The organism is Azospirillum aestuarii (assembly GCF_016632405.1).
Lineage (GTDB): Bacteria > Pseudomonadota > Alphaproteobacteria > Azospirillales > Azospirillaceae > Azospirillum > Azospirillum aestuarii.
This window is the reverse complement of record NZ_JAEPIV010000002.1, coordinates 362,227-377,426: the sequence shown is the minus strand read 5'-3', so window position 1 is coordinate 377,426 and position 15,200 is coordinate 362,227. Positions and strand designations below refer to the sequence as shown.

Sequence of the window (15,200 nt, the reverse complement as noted above, 5' to 3'; positions counted from 1 at the left end):
TCAGGCGCCGGTCGGGTTGCCTTGGCCGGCGCCACCAAGGGCCAGATGCAGCAAGGGGAATGGACGGCCGCTGTCGTCCAGCGCGGACCGCCCGACCTCTCGGAAACCGAGACGCCGATAGAAGGACCGGGCGGCGCCGTTCTGCTCGTTCACATCGACCGTCAGCTCCGGCCTGCCCTCCAGCGCGCGGGTGACCAGGGCGCGGCCGATCCCCCGGCCGTGCCACGCCGGATCGACGAACAGCGTGTCGATCTTCCACCCGGTCATGCCCAAAAAGCCGACCGGCCGGTCGTCACCGTCCACCGCGACCATGAGCGCTGCCGCCGGAAGATACTGGTCGCGCACGAGGTCGGCGTAGAAGCCGATGTCCGCCTCGCTCAGGAAGTCGTGCGTGCTGCGCACCGCGGCGAGCCAGACGGCGAACAGCGCCGGGGCGTCGTCCGGGCGGGAGGAGCGGATCGGGATCACGCGTCGAGATACTCCTTCACCAGCAGCTCGGCGATCTGCACCGCGTTGAGCGCGGCGCCCTTGCGCAGGTTGTCGGTGGACGCCCAGAAGGACAGGCCGTTGTCCACCGTGTAGTCCTCGCGGATGCGGCTGACGAAGACCGGGTCGTCGCCGGCCACCTCGACCGGGGTGATGTAGCCGTCGTTCTCCTGCTGGTCGATCACCTGCATGCCCGGCGCCTTGCGCAGGATGCGGCGGGCCTCCTCGGCGGTCACCGGCTCCACGCACTCGATGGTGATGGACGCGGAATGGCCGATGAAGACGGGGACGCGGACGCAGGTCGCGCTCACCTTGATCTTGGGGTCGAGGATCTTCTTCGTCTCGACGTTCATCGCCCACTCGTCCCGCGTCGCGCCGTCCTCCATGAAGGGGCCGATGTGCGGGATGACGTTGAAGGCGATCTGCTTGGAGAAGACGGACTTCTGCAGCGGGTCGTTCACGTAGATGGCGCGGGTCTGGCTGAACAACTCGTCCATCCCCTCCTTGCCGGCGTCCGAGGCCGCCTGGTAGGTGGAGACCACGACGCGGCTCACCGTGAATTGCCCGTGCAGGGGCTTCAGCGCCATGGCCAGCAGGATGGCCGCGCCGCCGGGGCTGGCGACGATGTTCTTCTTCGCGTAGCCGGCGAGCGCGTCGGCGTTGACCTCCGGGACCACCAGGGGGACGTCGGGGTCCATGCGGAACTGCGGGCTGGCATCGATCACCACGGCGCCCGCGGCGGCGGCGCGCGGCGCGTGGGCCGCCGAGACCTTGGCGTCCGCGGCGAACAGCGCGATGTCCACGCCCGTGAAGTCGAAGCGGCCGACCTCCTGGACCTTCAGCACCTCGTCCTCGCCGAAGGACACCTCCTTGCCGACCGCGCTGTCCGACGCCAGGGCGATCACCGCGTCGGCCGGGAACTTGCGGTCGGCGAGGGTGGCCAGCATTTCCCGTCCGACGTTGCCGGTGGCGCCGACGACCGCGACTGTGTAGCCCATGGCGGTTAATCCCTGTGATATGCGGTGCGAAGAGGGCTTGAGGTATGCGGTTCCCAATGGAATTGCAACAGCGCCCGCGTTGTGACACGGTGTTCGCCCCTATCACGAACGATCGCGACCGGCACACCGGGGCATGGCCACTCCGCTCGAAGACATCATCGCCAAGGCGATCAAGGACGCGGACAAGTCCTTCTTCAACGAGGACTACACCAAGCAGGCGCGCTCGGTGATGAGCGCGCTGAAGAAGGCCGGCTACGAGGTCGCTCCGGTCCGCCCGCCCGAGGGGCTGGTGGAGTGGGCCAAGGAGAACATCCCCTTCGGCCGGCTGCGTCCGGCGGAGCTGATTACCCAGATGTATTCGATGATGGTGGAGAATGTTCGCCGCTTCGACAGGTAATAGGCTGAACCGCAAAACCGCGTTTCAGCCCTGGTAATACCAGCTGCAGCAAAGCCCGTTAGTTTTCAGGCACTTCCCGCGGTGCGCCATTTTGGCCACGGCCAAGTCCCTGCCGTTGACTCATGTGCGGTAGAGGCGTAATTCAATCGCCAAACACAGCAGGGCTTAAAACTTTCGGTCTCGCATCACCCGCCGTCGCGGCAACAGCCCTCCTTGCCGCGACCGGTCGCCGAACTGAGGACGACGCAATGGCAAACGGCAGCGGTCGGCCGCTCTCTCCGCATCTGCAAGTCTACAAACTCCCCAGGACCGCGCTCCTGTCCATCACGCACCGCATCACGGGCGTGGGGCTGGCCGTCGGGACCCTTCTGCTGACCTGGTGGCTGGTCGCCGCCGCCACCAGCCCTGCCGCGTACGAACGCGCGCAGCACTTCATCGGCTCCTTCTTCGGGCTGCTGCTGATGTTCGGCTGGTCGCTGGCGCTCTACTATCACCTGTGCAACGGCATCCGGCATCTGGTGTGGGACGCCGGCAAGTCGTTCGAGCTGAGCGAGGCCGAGCGTGGCAACCAGATCGTCATCGGTGCGGCGGCCGTGCTGACCGTGCTGACCTGGATCATCGGCCTGGCCGTGTGGTGAGGAGAGAAGACATGGCGTCCAACAGCAAGACCCTCCGCTCGCCGCTGCAGATCGCGCGCGGCCTGGGCTCCGCCAAGCACGGCACCGAGCATTGGTGGCACCAGCGCGTGACCGCCATCGCCCTGGTTCCGCTGACCGTCTGGTTCATCTTCGGTGTGATCCGCCATCTGGGCGCCGACCACGCGGCCTTCGTCGCGTGGCTGGAGTCGCCCTTCTCGGCGCTGATGATGGTGCTGACCGCCGTGGTCACCTTCCACCACGCCCAGGCCGGGCTGCAGGTGGTGATCGAGGACTACGTGCACAATGAGATGGCGAAGATCCTGAGCATCCTGGCCGTGAAGTCCCTGTGCTTCGTGCTGGGTGCCGCCTGCGTCATCGCCGTCCTCAAGATTTCGTTCGGAGCCTGACGAGCCATGGCCGCCTACGATATTATCGATCATTCCTATGACGTCGTCGTCGTCGGTGCCGGCGGTGCGGGCCTGCGCGCCACCTTCGGCATGGCCGAGAAGGGCCTGAAGACGGCGTGCATCACCAAGGTCTTCCCGACCCGCTCGCACACCGTGGCCGCCCAGGGCGGCATCTCGGCGGCGCTCGGCAACATGAGCGAGGACGACTGGCGCTTCCACATGTACGACACCGTCAAGGGGTCGGACTGGCTGGGCGACCAGGACGCCATCGAGTACATGTGCCGCGAGGCCATCCCGGCGATCATCGAGCTGGAGCACTACGGCGTGCCCTTCTCGCGCACGCCGGAAGGCAAGATCTACCAGCGCGCCTTCGGCGGCATGACCGCCCATTACGGCAAGCAGCAGGCCTACCGCACCTGCGCCGCCGCCGACCGCACCGGCCATGCCATCCTGCACACCCTCTACCAGCAGTCGCTGAAGCACGAGGCGGAGTTCTTCGTCGAGTATTTCGCGCTGGACCTCATCATGGAGGACGGCGTCTGCAAGGGCGTGGTGGCCTGGAACCTCGACGACGGCACCATCCACCGCTTCCGCGCCCAGCTCGTCGTTCTGGCGACGGGCGGTTACGGCCGCGCCTACTTCTCCGCCACCTCTGCCCACACCTGCACGGGCGACGGCGGCGGCATGGTGCTGCGCGCCGGCCTGCCGCTGCAGGACATGGAGTTCGTGCAGTTCCACCCGACCGGCATCTACGGCTCCGGCTGTCTGATCACCGAGGGCGTGCGCGGCGAGGGCGGCTACCTCACCAACTCCAACGGCGAGCGCTTCATGGAGCGTTACGCGCCGTCGGCCAAGGACCTCGCCTCGCGCGACGTGGTGTCCCGCTCGATGACCATCGAGATCCGCGAGGGCCGCGGCGTCGGTGAGCACAAGGACCACATCCACCTGCACCTTGAGCATCTCCCGCCGGAGATCATCCACCAGCGCCTGCCCGGCATCGCCGAGACGGCCAAGATCTTCGCCGGCGTGGACGTCACCAAGGAGCCGATCCCGGTTCTGCCGACGGTGCACTACAACATGGGCGGCATCCCCACCAATTTCCGGTGCGAGGTGGTCAACCCGACCGCCGAGGACCCGGATCGCGTGGTGCCCGGCCTGATGGCCATCGGCGAGGCGGCCTGCGTGTCGGTGCACGGCGCCAACCGCCTGGGCTCCAACTCGCTGCTCGACCTCGTGGTGTTCGGCCGTTCGGCGGCCATCCGCGCCGCCGAGATCGTCGAGAAGGGCAAGTCGGTGTCGTCGTCCGCCGCCGCGACCGACGTCGCGCTGGAGCGCTTCGACCGCATCCGCAACGCCAAGGGCTCCATCAAGTCGTCGGAGCTTCGCCTGGAGATGCAGCGGACCATGCAGAACAACTGCGCGGTCTTCCGCACCGGCGAGGTGCTGGAGGAGGGCGTCAAGCTCATCGACCAGACCTTCGCCAAGAAGGGCGACATGGCGATCAGCGACCGCTCGCTGGTCTGGAACTCCGACCTCGTCGAAGCCATCGAGCTGGACAATCTGCTGTACCAGGCGGTCGCCACGCTCCACTCGGCGAAGAACCGGCCGGAGAGCCGCGGCGCCCACGCCCGCGAGGATTATCCGGACCGCGACGACGAGAACTGGATGAAGCACACCGTCATCGAGGTGTCGGACAAGGGCGAGACGAAGATCGGGTACCGCCCGGTCCATCTCTACACCCTGACCGACGAGGTGCAGGTGTTCCCGCCCAAGGCCCGCGTCTACTAAGGCGGCAAGAGCAAGGCAAGGATACGAACCATGGTCGAATTCAACCTGCCCGCCAATTCCAAGGTCGGCGTCGGCAAGACCATCAACGCCGCCACCGGCGCCAAGCGGGCGAAGACCTTCAAGATCTACCGCTGGTCGCCGGATGACGGCCAGAACCCGCGGGTCGACACCTACGTCGTCGATCTCGACAAGTTCGGCCCGATGATCCTGGACGCGATCATCTACATCAAGAACAACATCGACTCGACCCTGACCTTCCGGCGGAGCTGCCGCGAGGGCATCTGCGGGTCCTGCGCGATGAACATCGACGGCACCAACACGCTGGCCTGCCTGAAGGCCATCGAGGAGGTGAAGGGCGACGTCAAGATCTACCCGCTGCCGCACATGCCGGTGGTTAAGGATCTCGTCCCCGATCTGAAGCACATCTACGCCCAGCTCGCCTCGATCAAGCCGTGGCTGCAGTCGCAGTCGCCGGCTCCGAGCCGCGAGCGCCTGCAGTCGCCGGAGGACCGCGCCAAGCTGGACGGCCTCTACGAGTGCATCCTGTGCTTCTGCTGCTCGACCTCCTGCCCCAGCTACTGGTGGAACGGCGACCGCTACCTCGGCCCGTCGATCCTGCTCCAGGCCTACCGCTGGATCGTGGACAGCCGCGACGAGATGACGGGCGAGCGCCTCGACAACCTCGAGGACCCGTTCCGCCTCTACCGCTGCCACACCATCATGAACTGCACCAAGGCGTGCCCGAAGGGTCTCAACCCGGCCAAGGCCATCGCCGAGATCAAGAAGCTGATGGTTCAGCGCCGCTGATCCGTCCGTTTCGGTTCACCGATGAAGAACGGGGCGCCTCCGGAAGGGGGCGCCCCGTTTGCTTTGGCCCTTCGGCGGCGTCTCGGCTTACGCGAAGTCCGGATCGGTGGGTCGGGAGGGCGGCAGGTCGTCATTGGGCAGGGGAGAGGGCATGTCCTCCTGCGGGCCGGGGGTCGGCAGGTCCGGGTTGTCGGTCAGGGGCCCCGGGGTGGGAACGTCCTGGCCCGGCGGCGGGAAGGGCGGGGCCGCGCGCAGCGGCTGCGGAAAGGCGCTCGAATAGGTCCAGCCCATGGGTCGTTCGCTCCCGGTGTTGCGAGTGTGTCCTGCATCAACCGTCCGGCTGGCCCGTCTGCGCAGGTTGACCGGCGGCGATGAGGGGGTATGCTTTTCGGGGGAGCGAACCATCCGGATAGAACCAACCCGAAGCCAAAAAGGGAGAAGATCATGGGCAGCACGGCCGGTCAGGCGTTGAGCTACATCCAGGGCGAATGGATCGCGGGCAACCCCGCCATCGTCGGCCCGATGACTCACGCGCTCTGGCTGTCTTCGGTCGTCTTCGACGGCGCCCGCGCCTTCCAGGGCGTGGCCCCGGACCTCGATCGCCACTGCGCCCGCGTCGTGCGCTCCGCCCAGGTGACGGGCCTCGCCCCCATGCTGACCGCCGGGGAGATCGAAGAACTCTGCTGGGACGGCATCCGCCGCTTCCCCAAGGAGGCCGAGCTCTACATCCGGCCCATGTTCTACGCGGAGGAAGGGTTCGTCGCCCCCGACGCGGAAAGCACGCGCTTCGTCCTGTCGGTCTACGAGGCGCCGCTGCCCAGCGCCGCCGGCTTCACCGCCTGCCTGTCCAGCCGCCGCCGCCCGATGCCGGACATGGCGCCGACCGAGGCCAAGGCCGCCTGCCTCTACCCCAACGCCGGGCTGGCCCTGAAGGAGGCCCGGCAGCGCGGCTTCGACAACGCCATCATGCTCGACCCCATCGGCAGCGTGGCGGAATTCGCCACGGCCAACCTGTTCATCGCCAAGGACGGGGTGGTGCGCACGCCGGTGCACAACGGCACCTTCCTCAACGGCATCACCCGCCAGCGCGTAATCGCCCTGCTGCGCGACGACGGGGTGGCGGTGGAGGAGGCCACCCTGAGCGCCCGCGACGTTCTGGAGGCGGACGAGGTGTTCTCGACCGGCAACTACGCGAAGGTGGTGCCGGTCACCCGCGTCGAGGAGCGCGCCCTGCAACCCGGCCCCCTGTCGGCGCGGGCGCGGGCGCTCTATTGGGAGTTTGCCTTCCGCTGATCGGCGTCGATCGATCCAAAGCGCCGGTTTTCGGGCGGTATGCGGCCCGAAAACCGGCTTGATGGGGCAACCCGTTCCGCGGCATGATTCTTTAAACGGTGGATCGGTCCATCGAAGGACTCATGTTAAGGGGGAAGGGCATGCAATTCCGCGAGCGGCGCCGCGTGATCCAGGTGATCCGCACCGTCTACGATCCGGATCTGAAGCGCGGGCGGTCGGAACTGGTTGGGAAGATCGACAAGGCCGCGCCGGCGGTCACCGACAAGCTGCAGAAAAGCTGCACGCCGGAGGAGTTGTCGGAGATCCTCACCTATCTGGACGACCGTCACAACCGCCTGCGCAACGAAGCGGTGCGCGCCGGGGCGGAAACCCTGCCGGCCCAGATGCGGGAGGCGGCGGAGTATTTCCGCACCCACCGCGACGATGATGCGCGGGCGTTCGCCACGGAAATCCGGTTGGCGTGGGAGGAGTTGAAGACGGCCCTGCGCGAGTCCGGCTTTTCAAAAAGCAAGGTGTTGAAGAAGGCCGCGGAGAGAATCGAGGCGCCGATGGTCGCCGTGCCGATGGTCGCTATGGAGGTCGCCGCGGAGGAGGTGGCCGAGCCGGCGGAGGCTTCGCCCGCCGAGGCGCCCGGTCGCAAGCCGCGGGCAAGGAAGACGACGTCCGTTCGTGCCGTTGCCGCGGACACCGAGGTTTCCAAAGCGGACGAGACCGGCGCTTCCCCGGCTGTTTGAGGGCGGCACGGGCTCAAATCTCCGCAACGAACAGGATGCTGGCGGCGTTGCGGTGATGGGCCAGGGCGGCGGTGAGGCGCGTCAGCCATTCGTCGCCAGCCGTCCGGTTGGCAGGCAGAGCGCGGCGGCGTTGCGCTGCGCCCTGCCGGGCCTCGCCGGCCAAGCGGTCGTGCAGCCGGAGCACCGCGGCGCGGGCCAGGGCGGCATGACGGTCCGTCCCGTTGAGGAGGGCCGTCCGAAGCACGCCGCGGGGCGGCGCGTCGTCGTGACGGCGTTCGAGATCATCCAAACGATTTGAGACGGGGGACGGCGGGGCGGGGGTTGGACGCGGCGGCGCCCCGGTGACTCCGGTCATTCCCCGAGGGTAGGCATTTCATTGATCGATGTAAAGGATAAATATCCTAGGACAGAGTGCCGCAGGGCAGACGCTTACTGGCTTGCCCAGACGATGCGGGCCATCCAGGCGACTTCGGCGCGCGGGATGCTGCGGTCCGGGTGGGCGCGGTTGATGGAGATCAGCTCGATCTTCGTGGCGGTTTCGCGGAGGAGCTGCTTCGCCATCACCTCGCCGCCCTTGGTGCGGACGACGACGCGGTCGTTGCGCCGGATCTGCGCGGCCGGCGAGACGATGATGGTGTCGCCGTCGCGGTAGACGGGGTCCATGCTGTCTCCCGCAATCTCCAGCGCGTAGGCGTGCGGGTCGCCGATGCTGGGAAACAGAAGCTCGTCCCAGCCGACGCCCGACGGGAAGCCGGCGTCGTCGAAGAAACCGGCGTTGCCTGCCTGCGCGTAGCCGATAACCGGCACCCGCTGGAGCGAGCCGGCGCCCGCGGCATCGCCGACGAGGCTGACGAACTCCGACAGCGACGCACCGGTCGCCTCCAGAACCTTGGACACGCTTTCCGTCGACGGCCAGCGGAGCTTGCCGTCGCCGGTGGTCCGCTTGCTCTTGTTGAAGGTCGTCGGGTCGAGTCCCGCGCGCCGCGCGAGCCCGGAGGCCGACAGCCCGTGCTGGGCCGCGAGGCGGTCGATCGCCCGCCAAATGTCCGCATGTTTGAGCATGGGAGGATAATCACATAAACGAGCCGGCCCGTCCCTAGGAACCTATTCATATTTTCCTTGACGAAGGACTTTAATCAGTACATAACGTGAACATGTGTTCGCCAGCCGCGCGTGCCGCGGCCCATCCGGCGCTCCGCCCGAGAGCGAAGCTGCGCCCGCGAACCCAAAAGCTGCAATTCCCAGGGAGACCTCACGCATGGTCCAGCACCGCAACACGTTCATGGTCCTGTCCGACGCCGTTGGGGAACCGTTCGGCAGCGCGGAGGAGGCGTGGTTCTGGTCGGTCCAGGCGCAGGACGCCAAGGCCGCCGGGGCGCGCATCGCCGCCGGGCGCGGGCTGGTCCAGCGCCCGTGCGAGCCCGGCGACGTGCTGTGCGCGGTGGATCGGCTGTATCGTCGTCGCCTGCTGATCCGCGACCACTTGCACGTGCTGGTCCACTACGGGCGCCGCCTGATGGCGCCGGACCCGGCGCGGCATCGCGAGCAGCGCGCCCACACCCTGTGGCAGGAGGCCTTCGACCGGCTCCGCCCGGTGCTGCGCGAGAAGGGCATCGTCCAGTGAGCATGCCGATGCCCCAGCCCTGCCAGATGGGGCCCTGCCGGGCGGGAGCGGACGCGCCGCGCGTCTGGGTGGTCTTCCGGGGCGAGGCGGAGCTGTGGTGGCTGCGCCTGCTGAAACCGGGGTTCCGCCACTGCTTCGCGCTGCTGCACGACGGGCGCCATTGGGTGATCGTCGATCCGCTCTCGCCCTTCACCGACGTGTCGGTCCTCGATCTGCCCGCGGCCTTCGACCTGCCGGGCTGGTACCGCGGGATGGGCATGGCGGTGGCCCCGGCGCCGGTGCGGCGCGGCCTGACGTGCCCGGCCCCCTGGGCGCCCTTCACCTGCGTCGAGGCGGTCAAGCGCCTGCTGGGTCTTCACGCGCCCGGCGTCTTGACGCCGTGGCAGCTCTACCGGCGGCTGTCGCGGACCGCCGTCGCGTCCTGATCCGCGCCGCTGCTCCCGCCCCGCTTCCTGCGGCCCTGTCTCACCACGAACAAGGAAACCCCGCCCATGGCGAACCTGTTCAAGGCGCCCCGGCCGACGGCGCCGCCTGCGCCCGCCCCGGCCCCCGCGCCCACCCCTCAACCCGCGCCGGCATCCGCCCCCGAGCCCGCGCCGCCCCCGGCACCGGCGCCCGTGGAGACTCCGGCGCCGGCTCCCGTCGCGACACCCTGGTGGAACACGGTCCCGGAACCGGCCGCCCCGGTGGTGGAGCCCCCGGCTCCCGCGGTCCCGCCCGCCGCCGACCCGGCCACCCCGGCTCCGGCCACGGAGGAGGAGAAGGACCCGGCCAAGGCCGCCGAGGCGCTGATCCAGCGGCGCAACCGGGGACGGGCGGGGACGGTCCAGACCTCCTGGCGGGGCGCGCTGGACGTCGGCGCGCTGGTGCCGCTGCGCAAGCGCCTGTTGGGGGAGTGAGGCCATGAGCGACACCACACACGACGCAGTTCGGAAACGCCGCAAGGGGGATGCCGCTTCCGCGTCGCCGAACGGGCCGGAGCGCCTGCTGGAACGCTACCGGGCGGCGCGGGAGCGCCGGTCGGTCTGGGAAAGCCACTGGCAGGAATGCTACGATCACGCCCTGCCCAACGGGCAGCCCTTCCGCGGCGGCGGCACCCCCGGCGAGCGGCGGGTGGACCGGCTGTTCGACGGGACCGCGCCGGACGCGGTGGAACAGCTCGCCGCCAGCCTGCTCGCCGAGTTGACCCCGCCCTGGTCGCGCTGGTTCGGGCTGCAACCCGGCCCGTCGCTGCCGGATGGGGAGCGCGACCGCGTGGCCCCGATGCTCGACCGCGCCGCCGGCATCGTGCAGGCCCATGTCGACCGTTCCAACTTCGCCGTGGAGATCCACCAAGCCTTCCTCGACCTTGTGACGGTGGGCACCGCCTGCCTGCTGATGGAGGAGGCCCCGCCCGGCGCCGCGTCCAGCCTGCGCTTCACCGCGGTGCCGCTGGCCGAGGCGGTGCTGGAGGAGGGGGCGGACGGGCGGTTGGACGGCACCTTCCGGCGCAGCGAGGCGACGCTGGCCCAGATCGAGCGGCGCTTTCCCGGCGCCGCCCTGCCGGACGAGGTGCGGGAGCGCGGTGCCGCGGAGCCGGACGGCCGTTTCCCGCTGGTCGAGGCGGTGCTGCCGGACGGGCTGGCCTACCGCTGGACGGTGGTGTTGGACAGCGGTCCGGCCGATCCCGCCACGCTGGCCGAGGGACGCTTCGCGCAATCGCCGTTCATCAATTTCCGCTGGCTCAAGGCGCCGGGGGAAACCTATGGCCGGTCGCCGGTCATGAAGGCGCTGCCCGACATCAAGACCGCCAACAAGGTGGTCGAGCTGGTGCTGAAGAACGCCTCCATCGCCGTCACCGGCATCTGGCAGGCCGACGACGACGGGGTGCTGAACCCCGCCACGATCCGGCTGGTGCCGGGGACGATCATCCCCAAGGCAGTGGGATCGGCCGGGCTGACGCCGCTCGCCAACCCCGGTCGGTTCGACGTGTCGCAGCTCGTGCTGGACGACCTGCGGGCGCGCATCCGCCACGCGCTGCTGGCCGACCGGCTGGGGCCGCTGGACCAGCCGCGCATGACCGCGACCGAGGTGGTCGAACGCTCCGCCGAGATGGCCCGTCTGCTCGGCGCGACCTACGGGCGGCTCCAGGCGGAGCTGCTGACCCCGCTGGTGTTGCGCGCCGTCGGCATCCTGCGCCGCCGCGGCGAGATCCCGGACATCGCGGTGGACGGGCGCACGGTGGCGCTGCAGCACCGTTCGCCGCTGGCCCAGGCGCAGGCGCAGCGGGACGTCCAGGCGACGCTGCGCTGGCTGGACACCGCCCGCCAGCTCGGCCCGGAGGCGCTGTCCGCGGTGGACGTCGCGGCGACCGCGCGCTGGCTGGGCGAGGCTTTCGGCGTGCCCGCCAAGCTGGTGCGGGCGGAGGCGCCCCATGGCTGATCCGGTGGATTGGAACAACGGCGGCTGGGACTGGCTGGAGGGCGCGCCGCCCGCCGAGTCCGGCCCGGCGGGCGATCCGGCGCCCAGTTTCGCCCGCTGTTTCGCCGGGCCGGACGGCGCGCGGGTGCTGGCCACGCTGAAAGCCATGACGCTGGAACGCACGCTCGGCCCCGACGCCTCCGACGCCGCGCTGCGCGACCTGGAAGGCCAGCGCCGTCTGGTCGCCCTCATCCTCGCCCTGACCAACCGTGGGCAGGGTGTCTGATTCCTTCATCGATAAGGAGCTTTTCATGGCCGACAATCTGCTGACCTCGCCCGTTCCCGGCGCCCCGCCGACGGTGCCGGAGAAGTTCCGCGACCCGGAAACCGGCGCGGTGCGCGTGGAAGCGCTGCTGAAGTCCTATCTGGAGCTGGAGCGCAAGCTGTCCGCACCTGCCCCGGCCCTCGACAGCGGTGGCGGCGAGCGGCCCGACCTGCTGACGGCGCCGGGCGTGCCCGACGGGCCGGAGGGCTATTGCATCGCCTGCGACCACGGGCTGTTCGAGCCGGACCCGGCGATCAACGGCCGCCTGCACGGCGCCGGTTTCACGCCGGACCAGGCGCAGCTCGTCTACGATCTCGCCGCCGAGCGGCTGGTCCCGCTGATCCAGGAACTGGCCGCCGAATTCCAGGCGGAACGGGAGGTCGAACGGCTGTCCGCCCAGTTCGGCGGTGCCGAGCGCTGGCGGGAGGTGTCGCGGCAGCTCCACGCCTGGGCGGTGAAGAACCTGCCGCCCGCGGCGGTGGAGGGGCTGTCGACCACCTATGAGGGGGTGATGGCGCTTCACCGGATGATGACCGGCGGCGAGCCTGCCGCCCTGTCCATGCCGGCCGGCGCGCCGTCCGCCGGCGGGGAGGCGGAACTGCAGGCGATGATGCGCGATCCCCGCTATTGGCGGGACCGCGACCCGGCGGTGGTGTCGAAGGTGACCGACGGGTTCCGGCGCCTTTATCCGACCGCCTGAGCCTGTGGACCGTTGGCGCGGCGTGGCTTTGCGCGGCCTCTCGGGAGGGTTTTGCGAAGCCGCGCCGCGCCGGATGGGCAAAATGTCGCAGCCGGATTGAAAAGGACGCAGGGGGGACGGGGCGGGCAACTTGGCCGTTGCGCGTTTGAAATAAAAAAGCGACGCTTTCGCGCAGAATGACAACCGGCCGGAAGCAGAGGCCGGGTGCGACGATTGCCGCCGGAACCGTGATGACGCTGCGCCGCAAGATCCGCTGGCTGACCTGGATCGGCCTGATCGGCTGCCTCATGGCGGCAATCCCTGCGCTTTACCTGCTGCGCAGCGGTCTGATCACGGAACGGGGACGGCTGACCCACGCGCTGGTCGGGTCGGCGCACGCCATGCTTGGCGAGATCAACACGGCCATCGAGGCGGGCGCCCTGCCGCGGGACGAGGGCCAGGGACAGGCGCGGCTGGCGCTGCGGGCGCTGGGGCGCGACCCCTTCCATGTCAGTGTGTTCACCGACGGGCGCGTGCCCGAGGGCTGGATGGGCGAGGGCCATTCGGTCCGCGCCAGCCTGACCTTCGAACCCTGGGGCTGGGCCATCGCGGCGGCCAGCGGGACCGACGACCTCGACCGCGAATTCGCCATGGAGTCCCTGGCCTTCGTCCTCTTCATCGCCGTTCTGCTGGTGCTGAGCTGGCCGCTGTCGGTGTTCCTGTCGCAGCATGTGCTGGGTCCCATCGAGGCGCTGTCGGAGCGGATGGAGCGGCTGACCGAAGGACAGACCGGCATCGACATCCCCGGCCGCGACCGCAAGGACGAGTTCGGCGCCATGGCCCGCGCCATGGACTATTTCCGGCAGGCCGCCGAGGCGCTGATCGTGCGCGACGAGCGGCTGTTCGGCATCATGAACAACATCGGCGAAGCCATCGTGCTGGTCGGCGAGGACGGTCTGGTCGAGGAGCACAACCCCGCCGCCGTCGCGTTGTTCGGCGTGCCCGCGGAGCGGCTCGACGGCCATCGCTTCGCCGACCTGTTCGCCGAGGAGGACCGCGAGCGGGTCGCCAGGCTGCTCGGCCTGGGGACGCCGGGCGGGGACGGCGCGGCGGGAACGGGCACCAGCGGCCGCACGGAGCGCGCCGAGGAGTTGGTGATCGAGCGGGGGGATGGGCGGATCGACGCCTCGCTCTCCCTGTCCTGCCTGGACGTGCAGGGGCGGCGCAGCTACGTCTGCGCGCTGGCCGACATGACGGAGCGGATGCGCCACGAGCGGGAGCTGCTGCGGCTCGCCACGCGCGACCGGCTGACCGGCCTGCCGAACCGGGCCCTGATCGAATCGCTGCTCGACACCTCGATCGAGCGGGCGCGTCGCCATGGCCGCCGTTTCGCGGTGCTGTGCCTGGACCTGTCGCGCTTCAAGCTGATCACCGACACGCTGGGCCACCACGCCGGGGACCTGCTGCTGCAGGAGGTCGCCTCGCGGATCGTCGTGACGGTGCGGGCCAGCGACACGGTGGGGCGCATCGGCACCGACGACTTCGCGGTGATCCTGGACGAGGTGAGCGAGGCGAAGGAGGCGGAGATCGCCGCCCAGCGCATCCTGGCGGCCTTCGACGAGCCGGTGCTGCTGATGGGGACGGAGCATTACGTCCGCCCGTCGATCGGCATCGCCCTGTTCCCCGATCATGCCGACAGCGCGCAGGAACTGATCCGCTCCGCCGACACGGCGCTCTACGCGGCCAAGCGGGCCGGCGGCAAGCGCCACGCCTTCTTCCGCAAGGAGCTGGCCGACCAGGCGCACCGCCATCTGGCGCTCGACCGCGACCTGCGGGCGGCGCTGGCGCGCGGGGAGTTCCAGCTTCACTACCAGCCCAAGGTGTCGCTGATCGACCAGTCGCTGGAGGGGTTCGAGGCGCTTCTGCGCTGGGACAAGCCCGGCTTCGGCATGATCTCCCCCGGCGAGTTCATTCCGGTCGCCGAAGACACCGGCTTCATCGTGCCGCTCGGCGACTGGGTGCTGGACGAGGCCTGCCGCCAGTTGCGGGAGTGGATCGACCGCGGGTTGGAGCCGGTGCCGGTGGCCGTCAACATCTCGCCGCGCCACCTGCGCCAGCGCTCCGCCGAGGATTTCCGCCGCATCATCGACCGCCATCGCCTGTCGCCCGATCTGGTCGAGCTGGAAATCACCGAGGGTGCTGTGATGCAGGACATGGATCACGCCCTGTCCGTTCTGGCGGCGCTGAAGGCCATGGGCATCCGTGTGGCGGTGGACGATTTCGGCACCGGTCATTCCTCGCTGAGCTATCTGAAGCGGCTGCCGGTGACGACGCTGAAGATCGACCGTTCCTTCGTGAACGGCGTGCCGAGCGAGCGCGAGGACAACGGTATCGTCTCCACCATCATCGCCATGGCCGACATGCTGGGGCTGGACGTGGTGGCGGAGGGGGTGGAAAAGCAGGAGCAGGCCAACTTCCTGCGCCACCACAACTGCACCCTGGTCCAGGGCTGGCTGACCGGGCGCCCGGTTCCCGCCGGGCAGGCCGCCGACCTGCTGGCCGTGCGTCTGCGCCGGACGGCGTGACGCTTCGAGCGTCCGGGGGCATCAGCCGCCCCCGGACCG

The 15,200-nt window shown here is 69.4% G+C and carries 19 protein-coding genes; 14 read left to right on the top strand and 5 right to left on the bottom strand.

The genetic code is table 11. From position 1 onward, the window contains the following. Both JJL56_RS06445 and JJL56_RS06440 read right to left on the bottom strand, forming a co-directional pair. The gene (locus JJL56_RS06445; RefSeq protein ID WP_200484627.1) at positions 1-468 is read right to left on the bottom strand and encodes an acetyltransferase; all 468 of its coding nucleotides are present in this window, start codon (positions 466-468) and stop codon (positions 1-3) included. Further along, positions 465-1,484 (bottom strand): aspartate-semialdehyde dehydrogenase, encoded by a 1,020-nt coding sequence (locus tag JJL56_RS06440; RefSeq protein WP_200484625.1) that lies wholly within the window; start codon positions 1,482-1,484, stop codon positions 465-467. Before JJL56_RS06440 ends, JJL56_RS06445 begins: the two co-directional genes overlap by 4 nt. Positions 1,485-1,617: 133 nt before the next feature. Between JJL56_RS06440 and JJL56_RS06435 the strand changes: the two genes are divergently transcribed. From JJL56_RS06435 to JJL56_RS06415, 5 genes are all read left to right on the top strand, one after another. Then, a complete protein-coding gene (locus tag JJL56_RS06435; RefSeq protein WP_145622814.1) occupies positions 1,618-1,881 on the top strand; it encodes a hypothetical protein in 264 nt (87 codons plus the stop codon). 248 nt (positions 1,882-2,129) lie between these two features. Then, the gene (gene sdhC, locus JJL56_RS06430; protein WP_109072269.1) at positions 2,130-2,519 is read left to right on the top strand and encodes a succinate dehydrogenase, cytochrome b556 subunit; all 390 of its coding nucleotides are present in this window, start codon (positions 2,130-2,132) and stop codon (positions 2,517-2,519) included. Between the two features lie 11 nt (positions 2,520-2,530). Next, positions 2,531-2,926, top strand: coding sequence for a succinate dehydrogenase, hydrophobic membrane anchor protein (sdhD, locus tag JJL56_RS06425; protein ID WP_200484623.1), 396 nt, complete (start codon positions 2,531-2,533; stop codon positions 2,924-2,926). Positions 2,927-2,932: 6 nt separating this feature from the next. Next, complete coding sequence (gene sdhA, locus JJL56_RS06420) at positions 2,933-4,714, top strand: succinate dehydrogenase flavoprotein subunit (RefSeq protein WP_145622812.1); 1,782 nt, start codon at positions 2,933-2,935, stop codon at positions 4,712-4,714. Positions 4,715-4,744: 30 nt separating this feature from the next. Continuing rightward, on the top strand, positions 4,745-5,521 hold the full coding sequence (locus tag JJL56_RS06415) for a succinate dehydrogenase iron-sulfur subunit (RefSeq protein WP_145622811.1): 777 nt from the start codon (positions 4,745-4,747) through the stop codon (positions 5,519-5,521). 87 nt (positions 5,522-5,608) lie between these two features. Here the strand turns inward: JJL56_RS06415 and JJL56_RS06410 are convergent, their stop codons facing one another. Further along, a complete protein-coding gene (locus JJL56_RS06410; RefSeq protein ID WP_035675800.1) occupies positions 5,609-5,812 on the bottom strand; it encodes a hypothetical protein in 204 nt (67 codons plus the stop codon). 153 nt (positions 5,813-5,965) lie between these two features. On the opposite strand from JJL56_RS06410, the gene JJL56_RS06405 reads away from it, so the two are divergent. Next, positions 5,966-6,814, top strand: coding sequence for a branched-chain amino acid aminotransferase (locus tag JJL56_RS06405; RefSeq protein ID WP_200484621.1), 849 nt, complete (start codon positions 5,966-5,968; stop codon positions 6,812-6,814). A gap of 140 nt (positions 6,815-6,954) precedes the next feature. Beyond that, complete coding sequence (locus JJL56_RS06400; RefSeq protein ID WP_200484619.1) at positions 6,955-7,548, top strand: hypothetical protein; 594 nt, start codon at positions 6,955-6,957, stop codon at positions 7,546-7,548. A 13-nt stretch (positions 7,549-7,561) separates the two neighbouring features. Here JJL56_RS06400 and JJL56_RS06395 read toward each other — a convergent pair whose 3' ends face one another. Both JJL56_RS06395 and JJL56_RS06390 read right to left on the bottom strand, forming a co-directional pair. After that, positions 7,562-7,837: a hypothetical protein gene (locus tag JJL56_RS06395; protein ID WP_247890966.1), complete on the bottom strand. Its 276-nt coding sequence runs from the start codon at positions 7,835-7,837 to the stop codon at positions 7,562-7,564. 140 nt (positions 7,838-7,977) lie between these two features. Then, positions 7,978-8,610, bottom strand: a complete 633-nt coding sequence (locus JJL56_RS06390) for a S24 family peptidase (RefSeq protein ID WP_014241596.1) — start codon at positions 8,608-8,610, stop codon at positions 7,978-7,980. Between the two features lie 196 nt (positions 8,611-8,806). Here JJL56_RS06390 and JJL56_RS06385 point away from each other — a divergent pair, with 196 nt between their 5' ends. From JJL56_RS06385 to JJL56_RS06355, 7 genes are all read left to right on the top strand, one after another. Then, a complete protein-coding gene (locus JJL56_RS06385) occupies positions 8,807-9,172 on the top strand; it encodes a hypothetical protein (protein ID WP_145622807.1) in 366 nt (121 codons plus the stop codon). Between the two features lie 2 nt (positions 9,173-9,174). Further along, positions 9,175-9,597: a hypothetical protein gene (locus JJL56_RS06380; RefSeq protein ID WP_247889257.1), complete on the top strand. Its 423-nt coding sequence runs from the start codon at positions 9,175-9,177 to the stop codon at positions 9,595-9,597. 66 nt (positions 9,598-9,663) lie between these two features. Next, complete coding sequence (locus JJL56_RS06375; protein WP_200484615.1) at positions 9,664-10,071, top strand: hypothetical protein; 408 nt, start codon at positions 9,664-9,666, stop codon at positions 10,069-10,071. Positions 10,072-10,075: 4 nt separating this feature from the next. Continuing rightward, the gene (locus tag JJL56_RS06370; RefSeq protein ID WP_145622805.1) at positions 10,076-11,593 is read left to right on the top strand and encodes a portal protein; all 1,518 of its coding nucleotides are present in this window, start codon (positions 10,076-10,078) and stop codon (positions 11,591-11,593) included. Continuing rightward, complete coding sequence (locus JJL56_RS06365; RefSeq protein WP_145622804.1) at positions 11,586-11,858, top strand: Bbp19 family protein; 273 nt, start codon at positions 11,586-11,588, stop codon at positions 11,856-11,858. Before JJL56_RS06370 ends, JJL56_RS06365 begins: the two co-directional genes overlap by 8 nt. A 25-nt stretch (positions 11,859-11,883) precedes the next feature. Further along, on the top strand, positions 11,884-12,597 hold the full coding sequence (locus tag JJL56_RS06360) for a capsid assembly protein (RefSeq protein ID WP_200484614.1): 714 nt from the start codon (positions 11,884-11,886) through the stop codon (positions 12,595-12,597). 230 nt (positions 12,598-12,827) lie between these two features. Beyond that, a complete protein-coding gene (locus tag JJL56_RS06355) occupies positions 12,828-15,161 on the top strand; it encodes a putative bifunctional diguanylate cyclase/phosphodiesterase (protein ID WP_247889222.1) in 2,334 nt (777 codons plus the stop codon). The last annotated feature ends 39 nt before the right edge of the window (positions 15,162-15,200 follow it).

Coding starts and splice junctions, on each gene's coding strand:
- sdhA (WP_145622812.1), top strand. CDS start 2,933: ATGGCCGCCTACGATATTATCGATCATTCCTATGACGTCGTCGTCGTC.
- JJL56_RS06415 (WP_145622811.1), top strand. CDS start 4,745: ATGGTCGAATTCAACCTGCCCGCCAATTCCAAGGTCGGCGTCGGCAAG.
- sdhC (WP_109072269.1), top strand. CDS start 2,130: ATGGCAAACGGCAGCGGTCGGCCGCTCTCTCCGCATCTGCAAGTCTAC.
- JJL56_RS06440 (WP_200484625.1), bottom strand. CDS start 1,484: ATGGGCTACACAGTCGCGGTCGTCGGCGCCACCGGCAACGTCGGACGG.
- JJL56_RS06365 (WP_145622804.1), top strand. CDS start 11,586: ATGGCTGATCCGGTGGATTGGAACAACGGCGGCTGGGACTGGCTGGAG.
- sdhD (WP_200484623.1), top strand. CDS start 2,531: ATGGCGTCCAACAGCAAGACCCTCCGCTCGCCGCTGCAGATCGCGCGC.
- JJL56_RS06375 (WP_200484615.1), top strand. CDS start 9,664: ATGGCGAACCTGTTCAAGGCGCCCCGGCCGACGGCGCCGCCTGCGCCC.
- JJL56_RS06370 (WP_145622805.1), top strand. CDS start 10,076: ATGAGCGACACCACACACGACGCAGTTCGGAAACGCCGCAAGGGGGAT.
- JJL56_RS06435 (WP_145622814.1), top strand. CDS start 1,618: ATGGCCACTCCGCTCGAAGACATCATCGCCAAGGCGATCAAGGACGCG.
- JJL56_RS06385 (WP_145622807.1), top strand. CDS start 8,807: ATGGTCCAGCACCGCAACACGTTCATGGTCCTGTCCGACGCCGTTGGG.
- JJL56_RS06355 (WP_247889222.1), top strand. CDS start 12,828: ATGACGCTGCGCCGCAAGATCCGCTGGCTGACCTGGATCGGCCTGATC.
- JJL56_RS06390 (WP_014241596.1), bottom strand. CDS start 8,610: ATGCTCAAACATGCGGACATTTGGCGGGCGATCGACCGCCTCGCGGCC.
- JJL56_RS06410 (WP_035675800.1), bottom strand. CDS start 5,812: ATGGGCTGGACCTATTCGAGCGCCTTTCCGCAGCCGCTGCGCGCGGCC.
- JJL56_RS06360 (WP_200484614.1), top strand. CDS start 11,884: ATGGCCGACAATCTGCTGACCTCGCCCGTTCCCGGCGCCCCGCCGACG.
- JJL56_RS06380 (WP_247889257.1), top strand. CDS start 9,175: ATGCCGATGCCCCAGCCCTGCCAGATGGGGCCCTGCCGGGCGGGAGCG.
- JJL56_RS06405 (WP_200484621.1), top strand. CDS start 5,966: ATGGGCAGCACGGCCGGTCAGGCGTTGAGCTACATCCAGGGCGAATGG.
- JJL56_RS06400 (WP_200484619.1), top strand. CDS start 6,955: ATGCAATTCCGCGAGCGGCGCCGCGTGATCCAGGTGATCCGCACCGTC.